The organism is Streptomyces sp. BBFR51 (genome assembly GCF_044591655.1).
Lineage (GTDB): Bacteria > Actinomycetota > Actinomycetes > Streptomycetales > Streptomycetaceae > Streptomyces.
In genome coordinates this window covers 8,469,463-8,489,248 of the sequence record NZ_CP172448.1, presented here as the reverse complement: position 1 = coordinate 8,489,248, position 19,786 = coordinate 8,469,463, and the positions used below count along the sequence as shown (strand labels likewise).

21 protein-coding genes and 3 pseudogenes are annotated in these 19,786 nt (G+C 70.4%); 13 read left to right on the top strand and 11 right to left on the bottom strand.

Going from position 1 to position 19,786, the window contains the following annotated elements:
- Positions 1-86: 86 nt before the first annotated feature.
- Positions 87-833, top strand: coding sequence for a phosphotransferase family protein (locus ACGH7X_RS38640; protein WP_399895096.1), 747 nt, complete (start codon positions 87-89; stop codon positions 831-833).
- 321 nt (positions 834-1,154) lie between these two features.
- Here the strand turns inward: ACGH7X_RS38640 and ACGH7X_RS38635 are convergent, their stop codons facing one another.
- From ACGH7X_RS38635 to ACGH7X_RS38620, 4 genes are all read right to left on the bottom strand, one after another.
- Entirely contained in the window at positions 1,155-1,613 is a 459-nt protein-coding gene (locus ACGH7X_RS38635) for a MarR family transcriptional regulator (protein ID WP_399895094.1), read from the bottom strand.
- A complete protein-coding gene (locus tag ACGH7X_RS38630; protein WP_399895091.1) occupies positions 1,610-2,110 on the bottom strand; it encodes a MarR family winged helix-turn-helix transcriptional regulator in 501 nt (166 codons plus the stop codon). The genes ACGH7X_RS38635 and ACGH7X_RS38630 overlap by 4 nt, the downstream gene beginning before the upstream one ends.
- 523 nt (positions 2,111-2,633) lie before the next feature.
- Positions 2,634-4,064, bottom strand: coding sequence for a hypothetical protein (locus ACGH7X_RS38625; RefSeq protein WP_399895088.1), 1,431 nt, complete (start codon positions 4,062-4,064; stop codon positions 2,634-2,636).
- A 246-nt stretch (positions 4,065-4,310) separates the two neighbouring features.
- Complete coding sequence (locus ACGH7X_RS38620; RefSeq protein ID WP_399895086.1) at positions 4,311-4,943, bottom strand: TetR/AcrR family transcriptional regulator; 633 nt, start codon at positions 4,941-4,943, stop codon at positions 4,311-4,313.
- A gap of 150 nt (positions 4,944-5,093) precedes the next feature.
- Between ACGH7X_RS38620 and ACGH7X_RS38615 the strand changes: the two genes are divergently transcribed.
- On the top strand, positions 5,094-5,819 hold the full coding sequence (locus tag ACGH7X_RS38615) for an SDR family NAD(P)-dependent oxidoreductase (RefSeq protein ID WP_399895083.1): 726 nt from the start codon (positions 5,094-5,096) through the stop codon (positions 5,817-5,819).
- A 144-nt stretch (positions 5,820-5,963) separates the two neighbouring features.
- Here ACGH7X_RS38615 and ACGH7X_RS38610 read toward each other — a convergent pair whose 3' ends face one another.
- Positions 5,964-6,344: a 4-oxalocrotonate tautomerase family protein gene (locus ACGH7X_RS38610; RefSeq protein WP_399895080.1), complete on the bottom strand. Its 381-nt coding sequence runs from the start codon at positions 6,342-6,344 to the stop codon at positions 5,964-5,966.
- 64 nt (positions 6,345-6,408) lie between these two features.
- Between ACGH7X_RS38610 and ACGH7X_RS38605 the strand changes: the two genes are divergently transcribed.
- Together ACGH7X_RS38605 and ACGH7X_RS38600 are read left to right on the top strand one after the other, a co-directional pair.
- Entirely contained in the window at positions 6,409-6,897 is a 489-nt protein-coding gene (locus ACGH7X_RS38605; RefSeq protein ID WP_399895077.1) for a MarR family winged helix-turn-helix transcriptional regulator, read from the top strand.
- Between the two features lie 131 nt (positions 6,898-7,028).
- Complete coding sequence (locus ACGH7X_RS38600) at positions 7,029-7,373, top strand: hypothetical protein (protein WP_399895074.1); 345 nt, start codon at positions 7,029-7,031, stop codon at positions 7,371-7,373.
- Between the two features lie 79 nt (positions 7,374-7,452).
- Here the strand turns inward: ACGH7X_RS38600 and ACGH7X_RS38595 are convergent, their stop codons facing one another.
- Together ACGH7X_RS38595 and ACGH7X_RS38590 are read right to left on the bottom strand one after the other, a co-directional pair.
- Complete coding sequence (locus ACGH7X_RS38595; RefSeq protein WP_399897666.1) at positions 7,453-8,187, bottom strand: maleylpyruvate isomerase family mycothiol-dependent enzyme; 735 nt, start codon at positions 8,185-8,187, stop codon at positions 7,453-7,455.
- A gap of 231 nt (positions 8,188-8,418) precedes the next feature.
- A complete protein-coding gene (locus ACGH7X_RS38590; protein WP_399895071.1) occupies positions 8,419-9,294 on the bottom strand; it encodes a glycosyltransferase family 2 protein in 876 nt (291 codons plus the stop codon).
- Positions 9,295-9,766: 472 nt separating this feature from the next.
- On the opposite strand from ACGH7X_RS38590, the gene ACGH7X_RS38585 reads away from it, so the two are divergent.
- The 3 genes and pseudogenes from ACGH7X_RS38585 (at position 9,767) to ACGH7X_RS38575 (ending at position 12,043) form a co-directional block, all read left to right on the top strand.
- Entirely contained in the window at positions 9,767-11,536 is a 1,770-nt protein-coding gene (locus ACGH7X_RS38585; protein WP_399895068.1) for an ATP-binding cassette domain-containing protein, read from the top strand.
- Positions 11,537-11,559: 23 nt separating this feature from the next.
- A pseudogene (locus tag ACGH7X_RS38580) lies at positions 11,560-11,778 on the top strand (nuclear transport factor 2 family protein); the annotation flags it as partial.
- Between the two features lie 28 nt (positions 11,779-11,806).
- The gene (locus tag ACGH7X_RS38575; protein WP_399895066.1) at positions 11,807-12,043 is read left to right on the top strand and encodes a hypothetical protein; all 237 of its coding nucleotides are present in this window, start codon (positions 11,807-11,809) and stop codon (positions 12,041-12,043) included.
- Here ACGH7X_RS38575 and ACGH7X_RS38570 read toward each other — a convergent pair.
- Positions 12,012-12,470: a MarR family winged helix-turn-helix transcriptional regulator gene (locus tag ACGH7X_RS38570; RefSeq protein WP_399895063.1), complete on the bottom strand. Its 459-nt coding sequence runs from the start codon at positions 12,468-12,470 to the stop codon at positions 12,012-12,014. The two genes, ACGH7X_RS38575 and ACGH7X_RS38570, sit on opposite strands and share 32 nt — an antisense overlap.
- Before the next feature lie 92 nt (positions 12,471-12,562).
- Here ACGH7X_RS38570 and ACGH7X_RS38565 point away from each other — a divergent pair, with 92 nt between their 5' ends.
- From ACGH7X_RS38565 to ACGH7X_RS38555, 3 genes and pseudogenes are all read left to right on the top strand, one after another.
- Entirely contained in the window at positions 12,563-13,489 is a 927-nt protein-coding gene (locus tag ACGH7X_RS38565; protein WP_399895060.1) for a zinc-binding alcohol dehydrogenase family protein, read from the top strand.
- 72 nt (positions 13,490-13,561) lie between these two features.
- A pseudogene (locus tag ACGH7X_RS38560) lies at positions 13,562-13,675 on the top strand (oxidoreductase); the annotation flags it as partial.
- Between the two features lie 119 nt (positions 13,676-13,794).
- Positions 13,795-14,472 (top strand): annotated as a pseudogene (locus tag ACGH7X_RS38555) (fumarylacetoacetate hydrolase family protein).
- Positions 14,473-14,505: 33 nt separating this feature from the next.
- Here the strand turns inward: ACGH7X_RS38555 and ACGH7X_RS38550 are convergent.
- Positions 14,506-15,147, bottom strand: a complete 642-nt coding sequence (locus ACGH7X_RS38550) for a nucleotidyltransferase domain-containing protein (protein WP_399895057.1) — start codon at positions 15,145-15,147, stop codon at positions 14,506-14,508.
- 166 nt (positions 15,148-15,313) lie between these two features.
- Here ACGH7X_RS38550 and ACGH7X_RS38545 point away from each other — a divergent pair, with 166 nt between their 5' ends.
- From ACGH7X_RS38545 to ACGH7X_RS38535, 3 genes are all read left to right on the top strand, one after another.
- Positions 15,314-15,721: a YciI family protein gene (locus tag ACGH7X_RS38545; protein ID WP_399895054.1), complete on the top strand. Its 408-nt coding sequence runs from the start codon at positions 15,314-15,316 to the stop codon at positions 15,719-15,721.
- Positions 15,718-16,866, top strand: coding sequence for an RNA polymerase sigma factor (locus ACGH7X_RS38540; protein ID WP_399895051.1), 1,149 nt, complete (start codon positions 15,718-15,720; stop codon positions 16,864-16,866). The genes ACGH7X_RS38545 and ACGH7X_RS38540 overlap by 4 nt, the downstream gene beginning before the upstream one ends.
- A gap of 299 nt (positions 16,867-17,165) precedes the next feature.
- On the top strand, positions 17,166-17,900 hold the full coding sequence (locus ACGH7X_RS38535) for a GntR family transcriptional regulator (protein WP_399895048.1): 735 nt from the start codon (positions 17,166-17,168) through the stop codon (positions 17,898-17,900).
- Here ACGH7X_RS38535 and ACGH7X_RS38530 read toward each other — a convergent pair.
- Together ACGH7X_RS38530 and ACGH7X_RS38525 are read right to left on the bottom strand one after the other, a co-directional pair.
- Positions 17,876-18,877, bottom strand: a complete 1,002-nt coding sequence (locus ACGH7X_RS38530; RefSeq protein ID WP_399895045.1) for a proline racemase family protein — start codon at positions 18,875-18,877, stop codon at positions 17,876-17,878. The genes ACGH7X_RS38535 and ACGH7X_RS38530 overlap by 25 nt on opposite strands.
- Before the next feature lie 2 nt (positions 18,878-18,879).
- Positions 18,880-19,776: a dihydrodipicolinate synthase family protein gene (locus ACGH7X_RS38525; protein WP_399895042.1), complete on the bottom strand. Its 897-nt coding sequence runs from the start codon at positions 19,774-19,776 to the stop codon at positions 18,880-18,882.
- Positions 19,777-19,786 lie beyond the last annotated feature (10 nt).

Sequence of the window (19,786 nt, the reverse complement as noted above, 5' to 3'; positions counted from 1 at the left end):
GCGCACGAGGCCGCCGGGTAGCGGTGCGGTCAAGCACGCGACAAATCCCGCGACGTCGACGATCGTCCCGGGGATAGTGGTCGCCCATGGATGAGGTCAAAGTCGTCGTCGCCCACTCCGAGCGCGCGACCCTGCGCGTCGGCGACGTGTTCCTGAAAGTGGATGCCGATCAGGCGCGTATCGACGTCGAGGTCGAGGCGATGGCCCTGGCGCCGGTCCCGACCCCAAAGGTTCTGTGGCGCAAGCCGCCCGTGCTCGCGATCGCCGCGGTCCCGGGGAAGGCGCTCGGCCGGCTCGGCGAACCGTCGACCGCGTCCCCGGCGGCGTGGGCGGCGGCGGGGGCCGCCATCAGGAAGTTGCACGACGCGCCGTTGCCGCCCTGGGGCGGCCGGAGCGGCCTGGACCTCGACAAGCTGGCGGCGGATCTCGACGTGGAGTGCGAGCTGCTCGTGAGGCACGGCGTCCTGCCCGCCGACCTGGTCACCCGCAACCGCCAGGTCGCCGATGCCGCGCTCCGGCCGTGCACTCCGGTGTTCTCGCACGGCGACCTGCAGATTACTCATGTGTTCGTAGACGGCGACGAGATCACCGGCATCATCGACTGGTCCGAGGCGGGCCCGGGTGACGCCCTGGCCGACCTCGCCACCTTGAGCCTGGGACACGAGGAGCACCTCGGCGACATCGTCGCCGGCTACGGCACCGACGTCGACCTCGACGTGATCCGTGCGTGGTGGTCGTTGCGAAGCCTGCTGGTGGTTCGCTGGCTGGTCGAGCACGGCTTCGACCCGACCGCACCGGGCTGTGAAGTCGACGTGCTGAGATCCCGGATGTGACACTGCCGGCGCCCGACGGCTACGCGTGCGTTCTGACGCATCCAGCAGGTCGTCTCTGGGGCCCTCTATTGCCGAGCCCCGACAAGGCTGTGCATACGCACGACGTCGCCGGGATGCAGCTCAGCGAGGACTTTCTGTCCTCCCTGGAGAAGGCCGCCGAGGAGGAGAAGGCCCGGCCAAAGGGGCAGCGCGCAAGGACAAGACGGGCGATCCGACGACAGCGACTCCGCCGGGTAAGAGCGACGCCGTCTCCGGTGCCGACACCGGGTCCGGCGGAAGGCCGCCCTTTGATCACAGATAGATACGGGACTGTTCGGGGGGTCAGGTGGTCAGCGCCGCAAGCTCCGTGTTGGCGCGCTCGGTGACCAGGGCGAGGACGCGTCCGGCGGCGCTCAGGTCCTCCGCGGGTATCTCGCCCCAGATGCGGGCGCTGATGGGGGCGGTCTCCGCGCCGACGGCGGCGATCAGCTCGCGCCCTGCGTCCGTGGGGCGAAGGTGCGAGCCGTCCGCATCGAGCAGTTGCTTGGCAAGCAGCTCGTCGAGAGTGGCGCGGATGTCGGCTGGATCGGCCTTGAGGGCGCCCTGGGCCTGGGCGACGAGATCGTCCGGCGTTTGCGGAGCCTCGGTGGTGACGGCGGCGCGCAGGACGATCTGCTGCTGGAACGTGCTGCCGTGCCGGGCCAGGACGTGCTCCAGGACGCCGCGGGCGGCGTAGTGGGCGAGGGCGAGGGTGCGGGCGTTGGCGACGGGTTCAGTGGTAGTGGATGCACTGGTGGTCATGGTGTTCTCCCCTGAGTGCTCTCGTCGTTCAGTACGGATGGGGTGAGAGGTGCGTCGAGCAGGGTCGTCAGCTCGTCGGTGAACGCGCGCGTCCGCGGGGTGTCGAGGCCGCCGAGTGGATCCAGCAGCTGCTGAAGCAGTTCCTGGACCACCACGATGGCCTGCCGCACGACCGCCTGCCCCTGCTCGGTGAGGGCGAGCTGCACCGCGCGCGGGTCGCGGGGGTCGCGGGTGCGCTCAATCAGGCCGGCTGACTCCAGGGCACGCGCCAGCTTCGAGACGTACAGCGCCTCCAGACCGGCGTGTTCGGCGAGTCGCCGCTGACTGGGTCGCTCGCCGACGCGTTGCATGCCGTGCAGCGACGCGACCAGTACATACTGCGCGTGGGTGAGGCCCAGCGGAGCCACCGCGCGATCGACCGCGACGCGCCACTTGTTGGCGAGCCGCCACACCAGGAAGCCGGGTGTGGGGCCCGGTGAACCCTTGCTCGTGCTCATGCCGGATAGATTACATGGCTACTATGTCCATGGCTATTATCTTTCTGGCGGATGCGACGGCATACCTGCTCGGCACCGTGACGGGCTGACGGAACGCCTCCAGCGGGACCGCCCCCGCCCATCGCATGATCAAGACTCAAGTCAGGCCATAGGCGGTGTCGCCTTGACCGTCTACGGGCTGGGGCGTTTGCGGGTGGTCCCCGCCAGAACCTGCGGAAAGTCGTCATCGTCGATGGCGCCCCACGTGCTCCTGACGGAGTTGGTGGATGATCTCGACGAGCTCCGGTCCAAGCCGCATCCAGGCACGGGAGGTACGGATCTCTTCATCGACCTGTTGCATGAACCAGCGCATGACCCCTCAACCCACCTGACTGCTGCGCCCCCGAATCAGTGTGTGCCGTCGTTGTTCATGAACATCGAACACCTCCACGTCGACGTGCTGCTCGAAGTCGCGTACAGCCGCACGGCCGCGCTGGGACCGGGGGTTTTCGGCGCTGGCTGCGAGGGTCGACTCCGGATGAACTCAGCCGTCCAATCCGGCCTCCCGTTTGCGCCGGCGCAGCACGTGATCGCTGAAGAGGTGCCGGCTGCGGTCGAGCAGCTCCCCCACCTCCGCGTCTGCGCGCCGCACCTGCGCCGACGGATGCCAGCGCTGCACCAGCTGCTCGGCCCACGTACGCAGCTTCCCGTCCGGGTCGTCCAGCAGCCCGACCGCAGCTCGCAGCGCCACGACCCCGCCGTAGGCGTCGAGAAGCCGGAACGCGGCGAGGCGGACATGCCGCGGCCGCTCGGATCCGGTGCGCTGCGACAGCCAGTCGACGGACAGCTGCTTCACCGACGGCAACAGGGCGGCGGTCGCCTCACGGACGACCGCCGGCGCCGGGTCGTCGAGCAGCGGCCGCAGGCGTTCCACCTCCCCGACGTCCAACGCCCGCAGCCCGGCCACCGCCCGTGCCCGCACCCCGGCCACCGGGTGGGCGAGCAGTGGCCACAGCAGGTCGGCGTCCGCGCGGTGCCCGCACTCGGCCAGCCCGATGACCGCACCCGGCGGCAGTCCGCGGCCAGCCGCTCCCGGTGACGCACACTGCCTCCGGTACCAGGATGCCGGTTCGTCCCCGTGCCGGCGCACCACGTAGCGGGCGCAGGCGCGTACCAGGCCGGAGCGGTCAGCCAGGAACGGCTCCGCCTGTTCGGGCCTTCCCGCCCGCCGCAGCGCGGTGACGCCGGCCGCACGGGTACGCGGGCCCCGCGCGGCCAGCAGTGGTCCGAGCACCTCGTCGTAGGCGCCCTCCTCGTCCCGCAGGGATGCCAGTGCCGCCGTGGCGCATAGGTCCTGGACCACCGTGTCCGGGTCCTGTGCGGCCGCACGGGCCAGCTCGGCGGGGCCCAGCAACCCGTGTTCGACGGCCAGCCGGAATCCGAACCGCCGCACCGTGCGGTCGGGGTGAGCGAAGAGGGCGGTGAGCCGCCCGCGGGGTTCCCCGCCCAGGGCCTCCTCGAGCAGGGCGATGGCGAAGGCGCCCCGGTCGCGGCGGCCAACGTGCAGGATCAGCGCCGCCAGGACGACGGCGGTGTCCTCGTCCAGGGCCTCGCGGAGCAGCTTCCGGGCGCGCTCACGCACCGGCTCCGCCCAGTCCGCGCAGCGGATCACGATCAGCGGCAACAGGCCGGAGTAGCGCGCCGACCGGCGCACCGCAGCCTCGCGTATCCGCCCGTCCCGGTGGCACAAGGCGAGCGCGAGCCGGGACTCGTCCAGGTGCGCCAGATCGGCGGGCAGCGGAGCGGTGAGCTCCCACTCCGGCAACGACTGCGAGCGGTACCAGGCCGGCTGCCGCACCGCCGCGTCCAGCACAAGCCAGTCATCGGGACCGGCACCACCCAACGCGTCCCGCAGCGGCGCACCTGCCGAAAGGCGCACCGCCACCGCTGTCCCGCCCTCGAGCTCCTCACACATCCCCGCCCCCCGTTCACCGATCGTGCCGAGAGAAGCGTAAGGGCCGGGGTGTACCCGGGTCGTGTGAAATTCCGCTGGTCAACGCGTCCTGGTACGCCCGAACGTCTCAGAGACGTGTCGTCTCCCGTGCCGCCCTTTCCCGCCGCTCCCCGCGGCGGAAATGGAAATGCATGGCGGCCTGGCGGAGCGGGCCGAGTGGCTGCTGGAGAGAAGAGGGGACGACGGACCGCGTATGCCATGTCCCGCCTATGCCTTGCCCCACAGTCTTCCCAAGGCGTCGTAGACGTGCTGTTGGGTCAGCTCGTCCGCGGGCAGGGGGCCGCGGGCGGCCTCGGCCCGCAGACCGTCCAGGAGGAAGGCGGCCTGGCGGCGCCAGGCGTTCGGGACGGTCTCGGTGGTGGCGCGGGCCAGCAGGGCGTTGGCGGCGAAGGCGAACACCAGGTCCGCGTTGGTGAAGTCGGGGCGGAGAGCGCCGGCTTCCTGGGCTCGCCCGACGATCTGTTGCGCGGCGTCGATGGTGCGGCCGCAGGCGGTCATGAGGCGCTCCGCGCCCGGATAGCGACCGCTGACCACGTCGGCGACGGCTGGGTCGGTGGCCTGGAGTTCGCAGAGCCTCTCGACGTAGTACGCGAAGCCCTCCCAGGCGTCCTCGAAGGACAGGGCCTTCCGAGCGGCCTCCTCCAGGAGGTGCGCCGCACGGTCGGTCACCACCTCGTCGATGAGTGCCTCGCGCGTGCCGAAAAGGTTGTAGAGCGTGCCGTGACTCACCCCTGCCCGGCGGGCGATCTCTTTCAGCGGTACCTGCAGGCCTCGCTCCTGGAAGAGCTCGGCGGCGGCTGCTCGCAGTTTCTCCGCGTTCCGTTGCGCGTCAGCCCGCATGCCTTGATTCCTCCTGGTTCCGGCCGGTTGTACGGCTCGCTCGCCGCGCCCTGCCCGTCGATAGAACTTGACCCTATGGTCAATCTGCATGCTACCGTCGAATCACAAGTTGACCCGCCGGTCAAGATGTCTGGAACAAGGAGCATCCTCATGCCCAAAGTGATCGCCGTATTCGGGGCCGGAACCGGTCTCGGCGCCTCCGTCGCCGGCCGCTTCGGCCGCGAGGGCTTCCGTGTCGCCCTGGTGGCACGCCGCCGGCAGCGCCTGAACGCCCTGGTCGAGCAGTTGACGGCGGACGGTATCGAAGCAGCCGCGTTCCCCGCCGACCTGTCCCGGCCCGCCGAAGTTCCGGCGCTGATCGAGCGCATCCGGGACCGCTTCGGCCGCATCGACGTGATCGAGTACGGGCCGTTCAGCACCGAACAGAACCTCATCCCGGCCGCCCGGATGGATGCCGCCTTCCTGGAGAAGGGGCTCCCGATGTTCTTGCTGACGCCCGTGGAGGTGGTTCGCGCGGTGCTGCCGGAGTGGACGGAGCGGGGCGACGGAGCCTTCCTCCTGACCACCGGGGCCTCCGCCGTCCACCCCATGCCCGGGCTCAGCGGCCTGGCACCCCTTGGCGCCGCCGCCCGCAACTACCTCTACTCACTCCACGGCGAGCTGGCCGACACGGGCATCTACGCCGGAACCCTTTCCGTCGCGGCAGGGATCGCCCGCAGCGAGCTGAGTGCACTCATCGCCGAGGCCGGAACCCCTGCGGAGCCGACCGTGGAGTTCCCGGTCGTCGACCCCGACGACCTCGCCGAGCAGTACTGGGACATGTACACCAAACGCGATCGGATCGAGCAGCTCTACCCTCAGCCTCAAAGCCTGTAGTGCAACGCCGGGTTGTCCGACCGAGGCACCAGCCTGGTGGCGGTCTTCTCGTCGCGTGTGGCGAGCCACCGCGCTACTTCAAACGGCTGTGGCGTCGATCAACGGTTTCCGAAAGGGCAGTTCGTGAAATGACGCAGACGAGGATCACACCGCGAGGGCGCCACCGACGAAGGTTCGTTCCGGTGGTGACGCCACGAGTTCGACCATGGCGCCTGAGCGGAGGTCGTCGCCGATGACGCGAGCCATCGCGTCGGTGAGCGCGGCGCCGAGGCGCGCGGTGACCTGAGCGGCGTCGGGGCGGTCGAAGACGCCGGCGCGAACGCCCAGGACTACCGAGGCGTTTGTCTCCACGACCTTGCCGCCCTGCGCGAAACGTCCTGCGGGCACTCCGGCCAGGCGGACGCTCACGAGGTCACGGGCCCAGTCGCCGTAGACGTCGACGATCGCGTCGGTCAGCGCGGCGACGAGCAGGGGTTCCTTACCGGTCAGCCTGCTCTCTGGAAGGTGGACGGTCAGGTGCGGCATAGTGGACCTCGTTCCCTTTGGATCTAAAGCCTTTGTTTGCAAAGATACTTGGAAGAGATCGCTGATGTCCACGGAATCGGACGGCCCGGCCGTCGAAGAGGCCGTCCGCACCCTGCTGCTGCTCATGCCACGGCTCGTCGGGCGCGCCAAGCGCCTGCCCATTCCTCCGGCGCTCCAGGGCATGGACCTGGCGCCACGACACCTCGCGCTGCTGGCGCACCTGGAGTACGACGGCCCCACCAGCGTCAACGATCTGGCTGCCCGGCTTGAGGTGGCCCCGACGACCGTCAGCCTCATGGTCGGCGAGCTGTCACGGCCTGGCATCCTGGAGCGCGCCGTCGATCCCGCCGACCGCCGCCGCCGCATCGTCGCCATCACTCCCGCCTACGCCGGACCGATCGGCGAATGGCTGGCCGGCAGCGCCTCCGCTTGGACTCGCGTCATGCGCGGTCTCGCCCCCGCGGAACGCACCACGGTCATCGCCGCCCTGCACGCCTACGAGGACGCCTTGGAGCAGCCAAGCGACCAGCAGCGGAACGCGCAGGCGCGTTAGCCGGCTTGGCCGAGTCGGCACACCGGCCAGCCGCACCTTGCGGGGTGGAACTACTTGGCAGACTCGTACCGCAGGACGCTGCCGGGCGACAGCACCCTCGGTGAGTCCAGTCGCGGGAGCGGGGAGGGCCCATGAGCGAGAACGATCCGCACATCCATGTTCAGTCGAAGGCGGTGGCCGGTGATGCCGCTGTCCGCAACACGGTGGCAGCCACGTTCGGCCTGGCCGGAGACCTGCCAAGCCTCGTCACCACTGGATGCGGGCTGCGGGTGCCGTATGCGATGACCTCTTCGCGTCCGGATCGTGTCACCTGCCTCGCCTGTCGTGAGCACGCGCGGCGCGAGCACCAGCGCTTCGCGGACCAGGTCGTCCGCTTGAGCCGCGTCCCGGGATCAGCGATCAGCCCCGCCCAGGCAAAGCTGGCAGCAGACACGCATCGCGACCTCGCGCAGAGGTTTTTCGACGCGGAGGACTGAGTGCGTATCCGGCACTACGGGAACGCGACGACCGAGCTGTACGAGGCCGTACTGGCCGTCCACCGGCGGCGTTGACTGGCTACTCCTCGGGCTCCCAGGCGATCAGCTGCTGGAACACCTGCCGGTCGCCCTCGATCTTCAAGTCGTTCAGCGTGAGGCGGCCCCAGACGAAGAGGAGCAGCTGCTCGGCCGTGCCCGTGGCCGAAGCGGAGGCGGGCGCGGCGTCGTCCGTGAGAGGTGCGGGCCAGGCGCCGGTGTCGTCAAGCGAGAGGAGCCAGGAGCGGCCCTCGGTGGCGTGGTAGTGGATGGCGGCGGCCTCGTGCGGCCAGGCGGCCGGGGTGGAGTTGCAGGTGTCGAGGAACTCGGCCACGCCGTCGAGCGCGACGTCCGCCGGCATCGGCTGCACGGCGCCTGCGGCGAGCTGGGCGTCGTAGGTGTGCACCAGCACCTCGTGCACCCGGCGCCGGGCAACGCCCCAGGCATTCGCCGGCGACAGGCCGGCCCTCCACCACGTCCAGCACTCGCGCTCCGGGTCGGCCTCGCGCAGCGTGCTCAGCAGCAGCTCGGTCGACTCGGCGTACCAGGCCAGCAGCGCCTCGAACTCGCGCGGCACCTCCGCAGCCTCCTTGGACGGCGGAGCCTCGGCCGGGCCTGCGGCGACGATCGCGGCCCACCAGCGCTGGCCCGTACCCAGGTGCCGCACCAGATCGAACAACGTCCACTCGGGGCAGGACGGCACCGGCGCGTCAAGGCTGGGCGCGGCGGCAACCGCACTCCGGAACGCGGCCGACCGCTCGTCGATCAGTTGCAGCAGGGCGGAATACTCGAGACTCTCTGTCGCATCGCTTCCCTATCACCCCAGCTCAGCCGACCGCACCACAATTTCCAGGCCGTCAGCTGCGGGAGAGAGCACCTGATGGAAAGCCTGGTCGTAGAGATGTCCCCGTGCTGGCTGGCTCGTGCCGGATGACCTGTGGGGGCGGATCGAGCTGTTGCTGCCGGTCAGGCAGCGGCGTCCGCGCCGTTGTGGCTGCTCAGCACCCTTTTAGATGACCGGTGGGCGGCCCAACCGTGTCATCCGTGCCACGGTTGCCCACCGCATCGGGCGACGCGGGCCGCCCGACGCGCGCACCCCTTCGGCGAAGCCCGCCGCCCAGGCCCGCAGCCCGCCCCGCGAGCGCGTCCGCGCCACGGTCAGCAGCGTCCACACCCCGAGGTAGGCGGGGACCAGCAGGGCGGGCAGGTGCCGTTTGGCCAGCCACACCCGGTTGCGGGCCGTCATCCGGTAGTAGACCGCGTGCCTGGCCGGTGACGTCCAGGGGTGCTGGAGCAGCAGGGACGGCTCGTACACCACCCGCCATCCGTCATCCAGCGCCCGCCATGCCAGATCGGTCTCCTCGTGCGCGAAGAAGAACGCGTCCGGCCAGTCGCCGATCCGGTCGAGCATCCGCATCGACAGCGCATGCCCGCCGCCCAGGAAAGTCGTCACCTCACCGCCGCGCATCGGGTCCTTCGCCCGCAGTCGCGGCACATGCCGGCGCTGGGTACGGCCGCGCTCGTCGGCGATCCGGAACGACACGATCCCCAGCCGCTGATCGCCCTCGTACATCGAGGCCAGCTTCTCGAACACGTCCGTGTCCGTGAGCAGTCCGTCGTCGTCCAGGTCGACGACGACGTCCACGTCACCGTGTGCCCGCAGGTGCGCGATGGCCACGTTCCTGCCGCCGGACACGCCCAGGTTCTCGTCCAGTTCCACCCCGTCCACACCTGCGGGCAGTTCGGGCAGTGGGCTGCCGTTGCCCACCACCACGATCCGCGCGGCCGGCAGCGTCTGATGCGCCACCGAGTCCAGCAGCGACCGCAATGCGGCGGGCCGGTTGCCCATGGTAAGGATCGCGATCCCCAGACGTGGATGACTCACGGGTGAACTCCGATCGACTTCTCGACCGACGCAGCCTACCGGGCCACCGCCCCGGCCCCGCTCGCTCCACGCCGCGCTGCACCTCCCCCCGGCCCGTCTGCCCCTCCACCTCCCCCTCCCCCTCGCCGAGCCCACCTACCGTCTCGGCGCTGCGCACGCCAACGTCGGCGATTCGGCCAACCGCCCTGCTCTGCATACCCGTTGCCGTGTCTGGGTCCATGCATCCACCACACGCCGCCACGCGCTCCGTCCCGGGATTTCGGGAGCGACCGAAACACATGTGTTCGATATGTCTGCCTGGTCGTTGAGCTCCACGACCACGCTGGACGATTGTCAAAGGGGACCGACGTTGACCTCGAACGCTACGAATGGACAGCCGGCTGCCGCGCCTCCCCCTCCGCCGCCCCCGGCGGAAATCACCTATAGCGGTCAGTACTCCGTCAACCCGCTCGCCGAGGTCTCCTTTGGACGGATGTGCGGGCACATCCCGGCCGTGTTGGGCAGGATCGTTCGACTGTCGTGGCGGACCGACCGGCGGGCCGTGCAGTTGCTGCTCGGCTGCCAGGTGGTCACAGGTGTCTCAGCCGCCGTACTGCTGACCGCCACTGCCCGTGCGATGACGCCCCTCCTCGGCGGCGCCTCCGCCGGCGACAGGCTGCATGGGGCTCTCCCGGCGCTGCTGGTGGTCGCGGTCGCTGCCGCGCTGGGCCGCGGTGCGGCGGCGGTGGCCGCGTACGCGGAGCGGCGGATCACGCCTCGGCTGACGACGGAGACGGACAGCGCTCTGGTCGAGGCGGTGTGCCGGGTCGAAGCGTCCGCATATGCGGAGGAGGGATTCTCGGACCGGCACGAGGCGGCCGAGATGGGAGTGATCCGCACCCAGGTGATGGTCGCCGACGCCCAGCGGTTTCTGTCGGCGTTGATCCGGATGGTCACCGCAGGCGGTGTGCTGTCGGTGCTGAACCCGCTGCTGCTGCCGCTGCTCCTGCTGGCCGTGCTGCCGGCCGGCGCGGGTGCGGTACTGACCGCCCGGGTCGACTACGAGGTCCACTACGCCAACATCGCCGACCGCAACGTCCGCGGCATGATGCGCTGGTGGGCGACGACGTCGAAGTACGGCGACGAGGTTCGCGCCAACTCGATGACCGACTACCTCGTCTACTGGTACCGGGCCCTGTCCGACCGGTGCGACCGGCGCACCCTGGCCGCCGCGCCGCGGACCCTGCGGATCGCGGTGCTCTCCGCCCTGGCCGGCGGTGTCTTCCTCGTCGCGACCTGGTCGGCACTGGCCTGGCTGGCGATCTCGGGCCGGATCGACCTCGCGGTCGCGGCCACGGCCGTCATCGCCGTGCAGACCACACTCGCCGCGCTCTCCCAGGTCGTCGTCAACGGCGCCGCGGTCTTCCACACCAGCCTCTATTTGAGCGACATGCAGGTCTTCCTCGACGATGCCGCGGCCCGCACCCCCGAGCGCGGACCCGGCAGGCACAGCGCGCCGACCGAGCAGATCCGGCTCGAGGAAGTCGTCTACCAGTACCCGGGCAAGGACAAGCCCGCCGTCGACGGCGTCTCCCTCACCCTTCGGCGAGGCCAGATCCTCGCCGTCGTCGGCGCGAACGGCTCGGGCAAGTCCACTCTGACCCGCCTGCTCACCGGCATCTATCTTCCGGACAAGGGACGCGTCACCTGGAACGGCACCGACCTCGCCGCGGTGGACCCCGCCTCCGTCTGGGCGCACACCGGTCTGGTGCCGCAGATCTTCGCCCAGTGGCCGATGCCGGTCCGCGAGAACGTCACCCTCGGTCAGCCCCGTACCCACGACGACACCCCGGTGTGGGAGGCCATCGACGCGGTCGGTCTGCGGGAAGCCGTCGACGACCTCCCGGAAGGCCTGGACACCCTGCTCTCCCGTGACGTCTTCGGCGGCTTGGAACTCTCCGGGGGCCAATGGCAGCGCATCGCGTGCTCCCGGGCCCTCTACCGCCGCCCTGACCTGCTGATCCTGGACGAGCCGACCTCGCAGATGGACCCGCGTGGCGAACACCAGATCTTCGAACAGATCAAAGCGATCGCCGCCGACCGCATCACGATCGTGGTGACCCACCGTCTTGAGAACACGCGGATCGCCGACCACATCGTCGTGATGGAACACGGCCGGATCACCGAGCAGGGTCACTACGACGACCTCGTCCACGCCGGTGGAACCTTCGCCGAGCTCCTGGAGCTCTCCCAGGACCGGTAGCCACCTCGCCCGCCCGTGGGAGCCGCCCCCTCGTCGAGATCCTCCGCGGCGGCTCCGCGCCCTTCATGGCGACCCACCATGTCGTCAGCGGACACGTCATCGACCTCTACGGCGACACCGCGAAGATCCACGCACGTGTGCGTGCCGAGCACTGGCTCCCGGCGGAGGGCTCGCTCGCAACACGCTCTACAACTGCGCGCGCGACAAGCACACGCTGGGCCGCGCGCTGGCCGAGCGGGTGAGCGGGCGAGCCGGCCCATGCTGGTACGGGTGACAGCGATCGCCGAGCGGTCTCAGGACCCAGCGGTGGAGCTGTTGTCCGGCGTCATGCGCGCCGGCGCCGAACGCATCGGCCGGGATCCGGCCGCCATCGCGCAGTCGGTCCGGTCGGCGCGGGACATCATCCTCGCGTCGTTGGTCGGCGTCTGGCGCCGGACCGGCCCGCTGACCGACTGCCGGCTGGACGAGCCGGTCGTCACGAGCGGTGACGAATCCTTTCCGTGGTGATCAGTCGGGCCAGTAGGGCGGTGAGTTGTTTTCGTTCGGCCGGGGTCAGCGGGGCGAGCAGATCGTCGTTGGCCCGGTCGCCCAGTGCCTCCAGCCGGTGCAGCAGTGCCCGGCCGTCCGGGGTGAGCGCGAGGGCGTTCTTGCGGGCGTCGCGGGGATCTCTGGTGCGGCTGATCAGCTTCTTGGCCTGCAACTCGTTGAGCACCGTGACCATGTCCTTGGGGTCGATCCGGACGGTCCGCGACAACTCGGCCTGGGCGATGGGGCCGAGTTCGGCGATGCCGCACATGACGGCGTGGTGCGGCATCCGCATGCCCTCCTCGGCCAGCCGCTCGCCGACCAGGCGGTGTCCGAGGGTCGCGGCGCGGCCCAGCAGCCAACTCGGCAGGGTCTGCAAGCGGCTGAGCGGCGCGGGGGTTGCGTCCATGGGTCCAGCCTAGCCGAATTCGTTGGACCTCCCAACGGAACACCTTTATCGTTGGGTCACCCAACGGGTTGCTGAGAGGGAGGGATACACACATGCGCAAGGTCAGGTTCCAACCGCTCGACACCGCCGAGCCGTTCAGGATCGACGAGGTGGCGGCGCCGGCCCCGGGCCCCGGACAGCTGCTGGTGAACACCGAGGTCGTGGGTGTGAGCCTGGGCCTGGTCAGGATGCTGCGCGAAGGCACGGTGGCGACGGCCGGACCCGGGGGCGAGATGGTGGGGCGGGTCGCTGCCCTGGGCGCGGGGGTTGAGGGCTTCCGGGTCGGAGACCGGGTGGGCGGGGTGGTGTTCGAGGACGTCTACGCTCAGTCGGTGCTCGCCCTGCCCGCGATGGTCACCGCTGTACCGGCGCGAGTGACCGCGGCCGAGGCACTGGCACTGGTACGCGGCGGACTGGTCGCGCTGAGCGCACTACGTGCCGGACGTTTCGCACCGGGTGAGTCGGTCCTCGTCACCGCGGCTGCCAGCGGTACCGGGCACCTGGCCGTGCAGTTGGCGAAGACGCTGGGTGCGGGCCGTGTGGTCGCGGCGGTCAGGTCGGCGGACAAGGCCGATTTCGTGCGTGGGTGCGGCGCCGACGAGGTGGCGCTCTATGCACAGGGCGCCTGGGGCGACCCGGTGGACCTGGTCCTCGACGGAGTCGGCGGCGATCTGGTGCAGCGGGGCGTGGACGTCCTCTCGCCCCACGGCAGGCTCGTGGCGTTCAGCGCGGGCGGCGGCACCGTGGACGCCGCCAGTCTTCTCGGCGGCCTCAAGTCCGTCATCGGGTTCTCCGTCGGGCTGATCAGCCACCGGCAGCCCGAACTGATCGAGCAGCGCAGGGCCGAGCTCTGGGACCTGCACGGCGCCGGCCGCCTGCGCCCGGCGCATCAGGCTCTGCCGCTCGATCAGATCGCCGAGGCCGTCGGGCTGATCGAATCCCGCAGCAACCGGGGCAGGGTGCTGCTGCACATGTCCTGACCGCCGTTCTTGCCGGCTTGGGGTACGTGAGCCCGTACTGCTCGGCGAACACGGCGCCGGCTGTCCCGCGGTGCGCGGCCCGAGGTCACCGACCAGTGGGGCACCGCCAACCCCATGAACGAACTGGTCGCCAAGGAGTCCTTCAACGACCCCGATCGCGGCGTCTTCATCGCCCCACCGGTCTGAACGGTCCCGTCGACTCCGGGGGCGCGGGCGGCAACACGGCCCCTGCCCTGACGCGTGCTGACGGGTCCCGGTACCGACCTCAACCGCGACCCTCACCTGATCTCCGCTGGAGCCGCACCATGCGTTTCGCCGCCTACGAACACCAACAGCGCCGTCGGGTGGCGTGGTGGAGGAGGACGGCACCCTCTTCCCGCTGCCCGGCGTCACCTCCCTCACCGCACTGACCCGGGAGACCGGCGGCCTTCCCGGACTCCTCGCCGCCGGCTCGGCGGCCCTCACCGTACCCCCGGGGCCGCATGTCTCCCAGGTCCGGCTGCCGGCCCCGCTCCGGCCCGCGTCGGTTCGAGGACGTACCGGTGCCGCCCGGCTCGGCCGTGCTGGACTTCGAACTGGAGGTGGGCGCCGTGATCGGCCGCGAGGGCCGAGACCTCACCCCCGACCAGGCCCGCGAGCACATCGTCGGCTACACCGTCTTCAACCGTCGAGATCAACGGCGAGAGGGTGGGCCGGGACCTGCTGTCCAACATGAGCTGGACCTTCGAGGAGATGACCGCCTACGCCTCCCGCGGCACCCGTCTCGTCCCCGGCGACGTCCTCGGTTCCGGCACCTGCGGCAACGGCGGCTGCCTCGCCGAACTCCGGGGGCGACACGGGGAGCAGTCCGCGCCGCCGCTCAAGCCCGGCGACACCGTCACCCTCACCGTCGAGGGCATCGGCACCTCACCAACACCGTCGTCCCCGGCCTGGAACCGGTCCCGCTGCCGCTCGCCAGGCGCCGGTCCCGGGAGCGACCGTGAGCAACCCCGCACCTTGAGGAGGCTGATCACAGGTCACGGCCGCGCCAGTCGCGCCAGCCAGGGATGTCCGGGGTGCATGCGCTCCAACCACCCGCGGAGAACGTCGCGCCGTGCCTGGTTCATCAGCGGCAGGGCACCGTCGAAGTCCGCGTGATCCTTGGGCCGTGCCGCCTTCGCTTTGAACAACAGCACCACCTCCGGAACCAGATAGGGAATGCCGTCCACCGTCCGCTCGATGATCGCTTCGTAGGGCAGTCGCAGGCTCTCGTCCCGCCGGCAGATCCACGTCCCGCCCTCGTGCGGCTCGCGGAAGACGTCGAACAGGAACTGACCGTTCGTAGGATCCCGCAGCCAGGTCTGGTAGGTGGCCCCGAGCGTCTCGGCTCGCGCGCCCGCCCAGACCCGTCCCGAACCCACCGCGTCGAACACGTACTCCGGGAAGCGGTCGCGAATCTCCGCGAATCCCGCGGCGGGCACCGCGATCTCCAGATCGCCGTGGGGCCGCGAGCGCCTTCCGCGGAACAGGTCCAGCGCCCACCCCGCCACGACGCACCAAGGCGCGCTGACCCCGTCCAGTCGCTCTGCGACCTGCTCCGGCCGCCAGGCATCCGCCCACCGGGACTCCAGTGCGTCCGCGTCAAGGACGGCGCCGCCGGGCGGCAGAGAAGCGGTCATCGCAACAACCTACTGCCGTGATCCGGCCGAGGCGCCGCCCGGTGGCCGGCAGCAGCATGCGACTGCGCCGGAAAATTCTTAGCGGACGATGTCGAGAACACGCGCGTTGCTCCGTCCCAGGAGCGGACACGGCCACAATGGGCCGTACCTCACCAAGGAGAACATGATGGCCAAGTACCTGCTGCTCAAGCACTACCGGGGCGCGCCGGCGCCGGTCAACGACGTGCCGATGGACCAGTGGGAGCCGGAGGAGGTTTCGGCTCACATGCAGTACATGCGTGACTTCGCCGCCCGGCTGGAGGACACCGGAGAGTTCGTGGACGGTCAGGCGCTCTCTCCCGAGGGCACCTTCGTCCGCTACGACGGCGAGGGGCGGCCACCGGTCACCGACGGCCCGTTCGCGGAGACCAAGGACCTGATCGCCGGCTGGATGGTGATCGACGTCGAGACCTACGAGCGTGCGCTCGAGCTGGCCGGCGAGTTGTCCGCGGCTCCGGGTGCGGGTGGCAAGCCGATCCATGAGTGGCTCGAGGTGCGCCCGTTCTACGCCGAGCAGGCGACGGCCACCGAGTGAACGAGGCCATGCTCCGGCAGCTGGTGCCGGCGGTGATCGGTGTTCTCGTCCGCCGCGGAGCCGACTTCGCGGCGGCCGAGGACGCCGTGCAGGACGCCCTGATCGAGGCCGTGCGCGCGTGGCCGGACGACTCGCCGAGGGACCCCAAGGGCTGGCTGATCACGGTGGCCTGGCGCAAGTTCCTCGACGCCGCCCGCGCCGACGCCTCCCGGCGGCGGCGAGAGGAACTGGTCGAGGCCGAGCCCGTCCCCGGCCCGGGCGAAGGGGTCGACGACACGCTTCAGCTGTACTTCCTGTGCGCGCACCCGTCCCTGACACCGGCCTCGGCGGTCGCGCTCACGCTGCGAGCGGTCGGCGGTCTGACCACGCGGCAGATCGCGCGGGCGTACCTCGTGCCGGAGGCGACGATGGCCCAGCGGATCAGCAGGGCCAAGCGGACCGTCTCCGGCGTCCGGTTCGACCAGCCCGGCGACGTCGGCACGGTGCTGCGCGTGCTCTACCTCGTCTTCAACGAGGGGTACTCCGGCGACGTCGACCTCGCCTCCGAGGCGATCCGGCTCACGCGCCAACTGGCCGCCAGGACCAGACATGAGGAGGTCGCGGGCCTGCTGGCGCTCATGCTGCTTCACCACGCGCGGCGTCCGGCACGGACCACCGGCCCCGACAGCAGGCTCGTACCGCTGGCCGAGCAGGATCGCAGCCGGTGGAACACCGGGCTGATCACCGAGGGCGTCGGGATACTACAGACCGCTCTCGCACGCGACCGCCTGGGTGAGTTCCAGGCCCAGGCGGCCATCGCGGCGCTCCATGCCGACGCCCGGACCGCCGAGGAGACCGACTGGGTGCAGATCGTCGAGTGGTACGACGAACTGGTGGGTCTCACCGACAGCCCCGTGGCCCGCCTCAACCGGGCCGTCGCGGTGGGCGAAGCCGACGGTCCGCGGGCCGGCCTGGCCGCCCTGGCGGAGCTCGACCCCCGTCTGCCCCGGCACACCGCCGTGGCGGCATACCTGCACGAGCGCGACGGAGATCCAGCGACCGCGGCACGCCTCTACGCCCGGGCCGCCCGGTCGGCGCCCAACATCCCCGAACGCGACCACCTCACGCGCCAGGCCGCTCGGCTCAACACGCGGCTGCGCGGTTGAGCCGACGGCGACCCCGGCCGGGGCAGGCGAAGACGTGGGTCGGGCACCTCCCGCCGGTACAGCTGCGCGAGGCCGATCATCGGCGGTGGGTCGGTCTCGAACACCCCGGCGATCGTGGTCGCGGGCCCATGCGGAAGCCAGGACCCGCGTCGTCGTGCCCCGAAGAGCGGCCATGCCGGGTTCCGGAGCCGCCCTGCGCGCCCGCTCAACGACGGTGAATCCGGCGGCCGTCCGAGCGTTTGGAACAACGTGACATTGTATAGTGGCAGGTCATTGGCTGGTCGTACGGAGGAGCAGGGATGCCTCATCTCAAAGCCCAGGCGATCTCCGTCCAGACACATCTGCGCGATCAGGTTGCCAATGCGCTTCGGGCTGCCCTGATCGCGGGCGAGCTTCGTCCGGGTGTCGTCTACTCCGCGCCCACCTTGGCGGCGGAACTCGGTGTGTCGGCCACTCCGGTGCGCGAGGCCATGCTGGATCTGGCCAGGGAGGGCCTGGTCGAAGCGGTACGCAACAAGGGGTTCCGTGTCACGGAGATGACCGAGCAGGATCTCGACGAGTTCACCGAGATCCGAACCCTGATCGAGGTCCCCACCGTGGGGCGCGTCGCGGCGACGGCGACCGTCGAGCAGCTGGAAGCCCTGCGTCCCCTGGCGCAGCGGATCGTCACAGCGGCCCGGGAGCACGACGTGCTCCAGTACCTGGAAGCCGATCACCGGTTCCATCTTGAGCTGCTGGCGCTGGCCGGCAACCACCATCTCGTGGAGGTGGTGGCGGACCTGCGCAAGCGTTCGCGCCTGTTCGGACTGGGCGCGCTGAACGGGACGGGGCGGCTGGTCGCTTCCGCCCAGGAGCATGTCGCACTGCTGGATCTGATGGTGAGCGGCCGGATTCAGGAGGCGGAGGAGTGCATGCGTCGCCATCTCGCGCACGTGCGCACCCTGTGGGCGGACGGCCGGACGGACGACGAAGAGCTCACCCGCCCCGGGGCGCACGAGACACCGATGGCTCAGAGGGTGAATCCCGCCGGGTAGGGATCGGACGGGTCGAGAAGGTACTGCGCGGTGCCGGTGATCCAGGCGCGGCCGGTGACGGACGGCAGGACGGCGGGCAGATCGCCGACGGTGGTCTCCCCCAGGACGCGGCCGACGAACCGGGAGCCGATGAACGACTCGTTGACGAAGTCGCGGCCGACCGGCAGCTGCCCGCGGGCGTGCAGCTGCGCCATCCGTGCGCTGGTGCCCGTGCCGCAGGGGGACCTGTCGAACCATCCCGGATGGATCGCCATGGCGTGTCGTGAGTGTTCCGCGGTCGATCCGGGGGCCTCGAGATAGACGTGGTGGCACACGTCTATCTCCGGGTTCTCCGGGTGGGACACCGGGTTCTGCCGGTTGACGGCGTCCATGACGGCCAGTCCGGCGTCGAGCAGCCGTTGTTTGTGCGCCCGGTCGAAGGGGATCCCGAGGTCCTCGGTCCGGACGAAGGCGTAGAAGTTGCCCCCGTAGGCGATGTCGTAGCGCACCGTCCCGTATCCCGGCACGTCGACGACCTGGTCGAGTGCGTGGCAGTACGACGCGACGTTCTCCAGGGTGACCGATTCCGCGCGGCCCTCGCGCACCCGTACCCGGGCCGTGACCAGTCCGGCCGGTGTGTCGAGCCGCACCAGGGTCTCCGGCTCGGCCACGTCGACCATTCCGGTCTCGACGAGGACCGTGGCGACGCCGATGGTTCCGTGCCCGCACATCGGCAGGCAGCCGGAGACTTCGATGAAGAGCACGCCGTAGTCGGCGTCCGGCCTGGTCGAGGGCTGCAGGATGGCCCCGGACATCGACGCGTGCCCGCGCGGCTCGCACATGAGCAGGGTGCGCAGGTGGTCGCGTTCCGCCACGAAGCGTTGTCGTCTCTCGAACATCGTCGCGCCGGGGAGGACGCCGACACCTCCCGTGATCACGCGGGTGGGCATTCCCTCGGTGTGCGAGTCGACGGCGTGATAGCAGACGGTGGAGCGCATCGTCAGTTCGTCCCGGCGTCGATGACGGCCCGGGTGGCGGCACGTACGACGGCCTCCGTCTCCGGGCCGAGTGGCTGTCGCGGCGGTCGGCACGCGCCACCGCGGCGGCCGGTCATCTCCTGGCCGAGCTTGATGGCCTGGACGAACTCCGTCTTGCTGTCCCACCGCAGGACCGGGTGGAGCCGGCGGTAGAGCGGCAGCGCCGTCTCCAGGTCACCCGCGACGGACGCCTCGTACAGTGCGAGACAGGCCCGGGGGAAGACCTGCGGGTATCCGGCGACCCAGCCCTTGGCGCCGGCGAGGCCGACTTCCAGCACGGTGTCGTCGGTGCCGATCATGAGGTCGAGGCCGGGTGCCAGCTCGGAGATCTCGTAGCAGCGCCGGACATCGCCGGAGAACTCCTTGACACCGACGACGAACCCTTCGGCGTGCAGCTTGGCCAGCAGGTCCGGGCGCAGGTCCACCTTGGTGTCGATGGGGTTGTTGTACGCGGTGACGGGCAGGCCGGCCGAGGCCACCAGCTCGAAGTGCTCGAGGACCGCGCGATCGTCGGCGCGGTAGGCGTTGGGAGGCAGGCACATGACGGCCTGGCAGCCCGCGTCCCTGGCGAACTGGGCGTGCCGCTTGGCCTCGACGCCACCGTAGGCGCCGACACCGGGCATGACGGTGAACCCGTCAGGGGCGTTCGCCACGGCCGTCTCGACGACACGGTCGCGCTCCTCGTACGTCAGGGTCTGGTATTCCCCCAGCGAGCCGTTCGGTGCGACGCCGTGCATCCCCTCCGCGGCGAGCCGGGCGACGCTTTCGCCGTAGGCGCCGAAGTCGATCGTGAGGTCGTCGTGGAACGGCAGGCTGGTCGCGACGACGACGCCGTGCCAGGCCTTGCGGGTCTCGCTCATGAGCACTCCT

What these genes read in the sequence shown, in the direction of transcription:
- ACGH7X_RS38640 (WP_399895096.1), top strand. Translation starts at nt 87, where the DNA reads ATGGATGAGGTCAAAGTCGTCGTCGCCCACTCCGAGCGCGCGACCCTG.
- ACGH7X_RS38635 (WP_399895094.1), bottom strand. Translation starts at nt 1,613, where the DNA reads ATGACCACCAGTGCATCCACTACCACTGAACCCGTCGCCAACGCCCGC.
- ACGH7X_RS38630 (WP_399895091.1), bottom strand. Translation starts at nt 2,110, where the DNA reads ATGAGCACGAGCAAGGGTTCACCGGGCCCCACACCCGGCTTCCTGGTG.
- ACGH7X_RS38625 (WP_399895088.1), bottom strand. Translation starts at nt 4,064, where the DNA reads ATGTGTGAGGAGCTCGAGGGCGGGACAGCGGTGGCGGTGCGCCTTTCG.
- ACGH7X_RS38620 (WP_399895086.1), bottom strand. Translation starts at nt 4,943, where the DNA reads ATGCGGGCTGACGCGCAACGGAACGCGGAGAAACTGCGAGCAGCCGCC.
- ACGH7X_RS38615 (WP_399895083.1), top strand. Translation starts at nt 5,094, where the DNA reads ATGCCCAAAGTGATCGCCGTATTCGGGGCCGGAACCGGTCTCGGCGCC.
- ACGH7X_RS38610 (WP_399895080.1), bottom strand. Translation starts at nt 6,344, where the DNA reads ATGCCGCACCTGACCGTCCACCTTCCAGAGAGCAGGCTGACCGGTAAG.
- ACGH7X_RS38605 (WP_399895077.1), top strand. Translation starts at nt 6,409, where the DNA reads ATGTCCACGGAATCGGACGGCCCGGCCGTCGAAGAGGCCGTCCGCACC.
- ACGH7X_RS38600 (WP_399895074.1), top strand. Translation starts at nt 7,029, where the DNA reads ATGAGCGAGAACGATCCGCACATCCATGTTCAGTCGAAGGCGGTGGCC.
- ACGH7X_RS38585 (WP_399895068.1), top strand. Translation starts at nt 9,767, where the DNA reads ATGTGCGGGCACATCCCGGCCGTGTTGGGCAGGATCGTTCGACTGTCG.
- ACGH7X_RS38570 (WP_399895063.1), bottom strand. Translation starts at nt 12,470, where the DNA reads ATGGACGCAACCCCCGCGCCGCTCAGCCGCTTGCAGACCCTGCCGAGT.
- ACGH7X_RS38565 (WP_399895060.1), top strand. Translation starts at nt 12,563, where the DNA reads ATGCGCAAGGTCAGGTTCCAACCGCTCGACACCGCCGAGCCGTTCAGG.
- ACGH7X_RS38550 (WP_399895057.1), bottom strand. Translation starts at nt 15,147, where the DNA reads ATGACCGCTTCTCTGCCGCCCGGCGGCGCCGTCCTTGACGCGGACGCA.
- ACGH7X_RS38545 (WP_399895054.1), top strand. Translation starts at nt 15,314, where the DNA reads ATGGCCAAGTACCTGCTGCTCAAGCACTACCGGGGCGCGCCGGCGCCG.
- ACGH7X_RS38535 (WP_399895048.1), top strand. Translation starts at nt 17,166, where the DNA reads ATGCCTCATCTCAAAGCCCAGGCGATCTCCGTCCAGACACATCTGCGC.
- ACGH7X_RS38530 (WP_399895045.1), bottom strand. Translation starts at nt 18,877, where the DNA reads ATGCGCTCCACCGTCTGCTATCACGCCGTCGACTCGCACACCGAGGGA.
- ACGH7X_RS38525 (WP_399895042.1), bottom strand. Translation starts at nt 19,776, where the DNA reads ATGAGCGAGACCCGCAAGGCCTGGCACGGCGTCGTCGTCGCGACCAGC.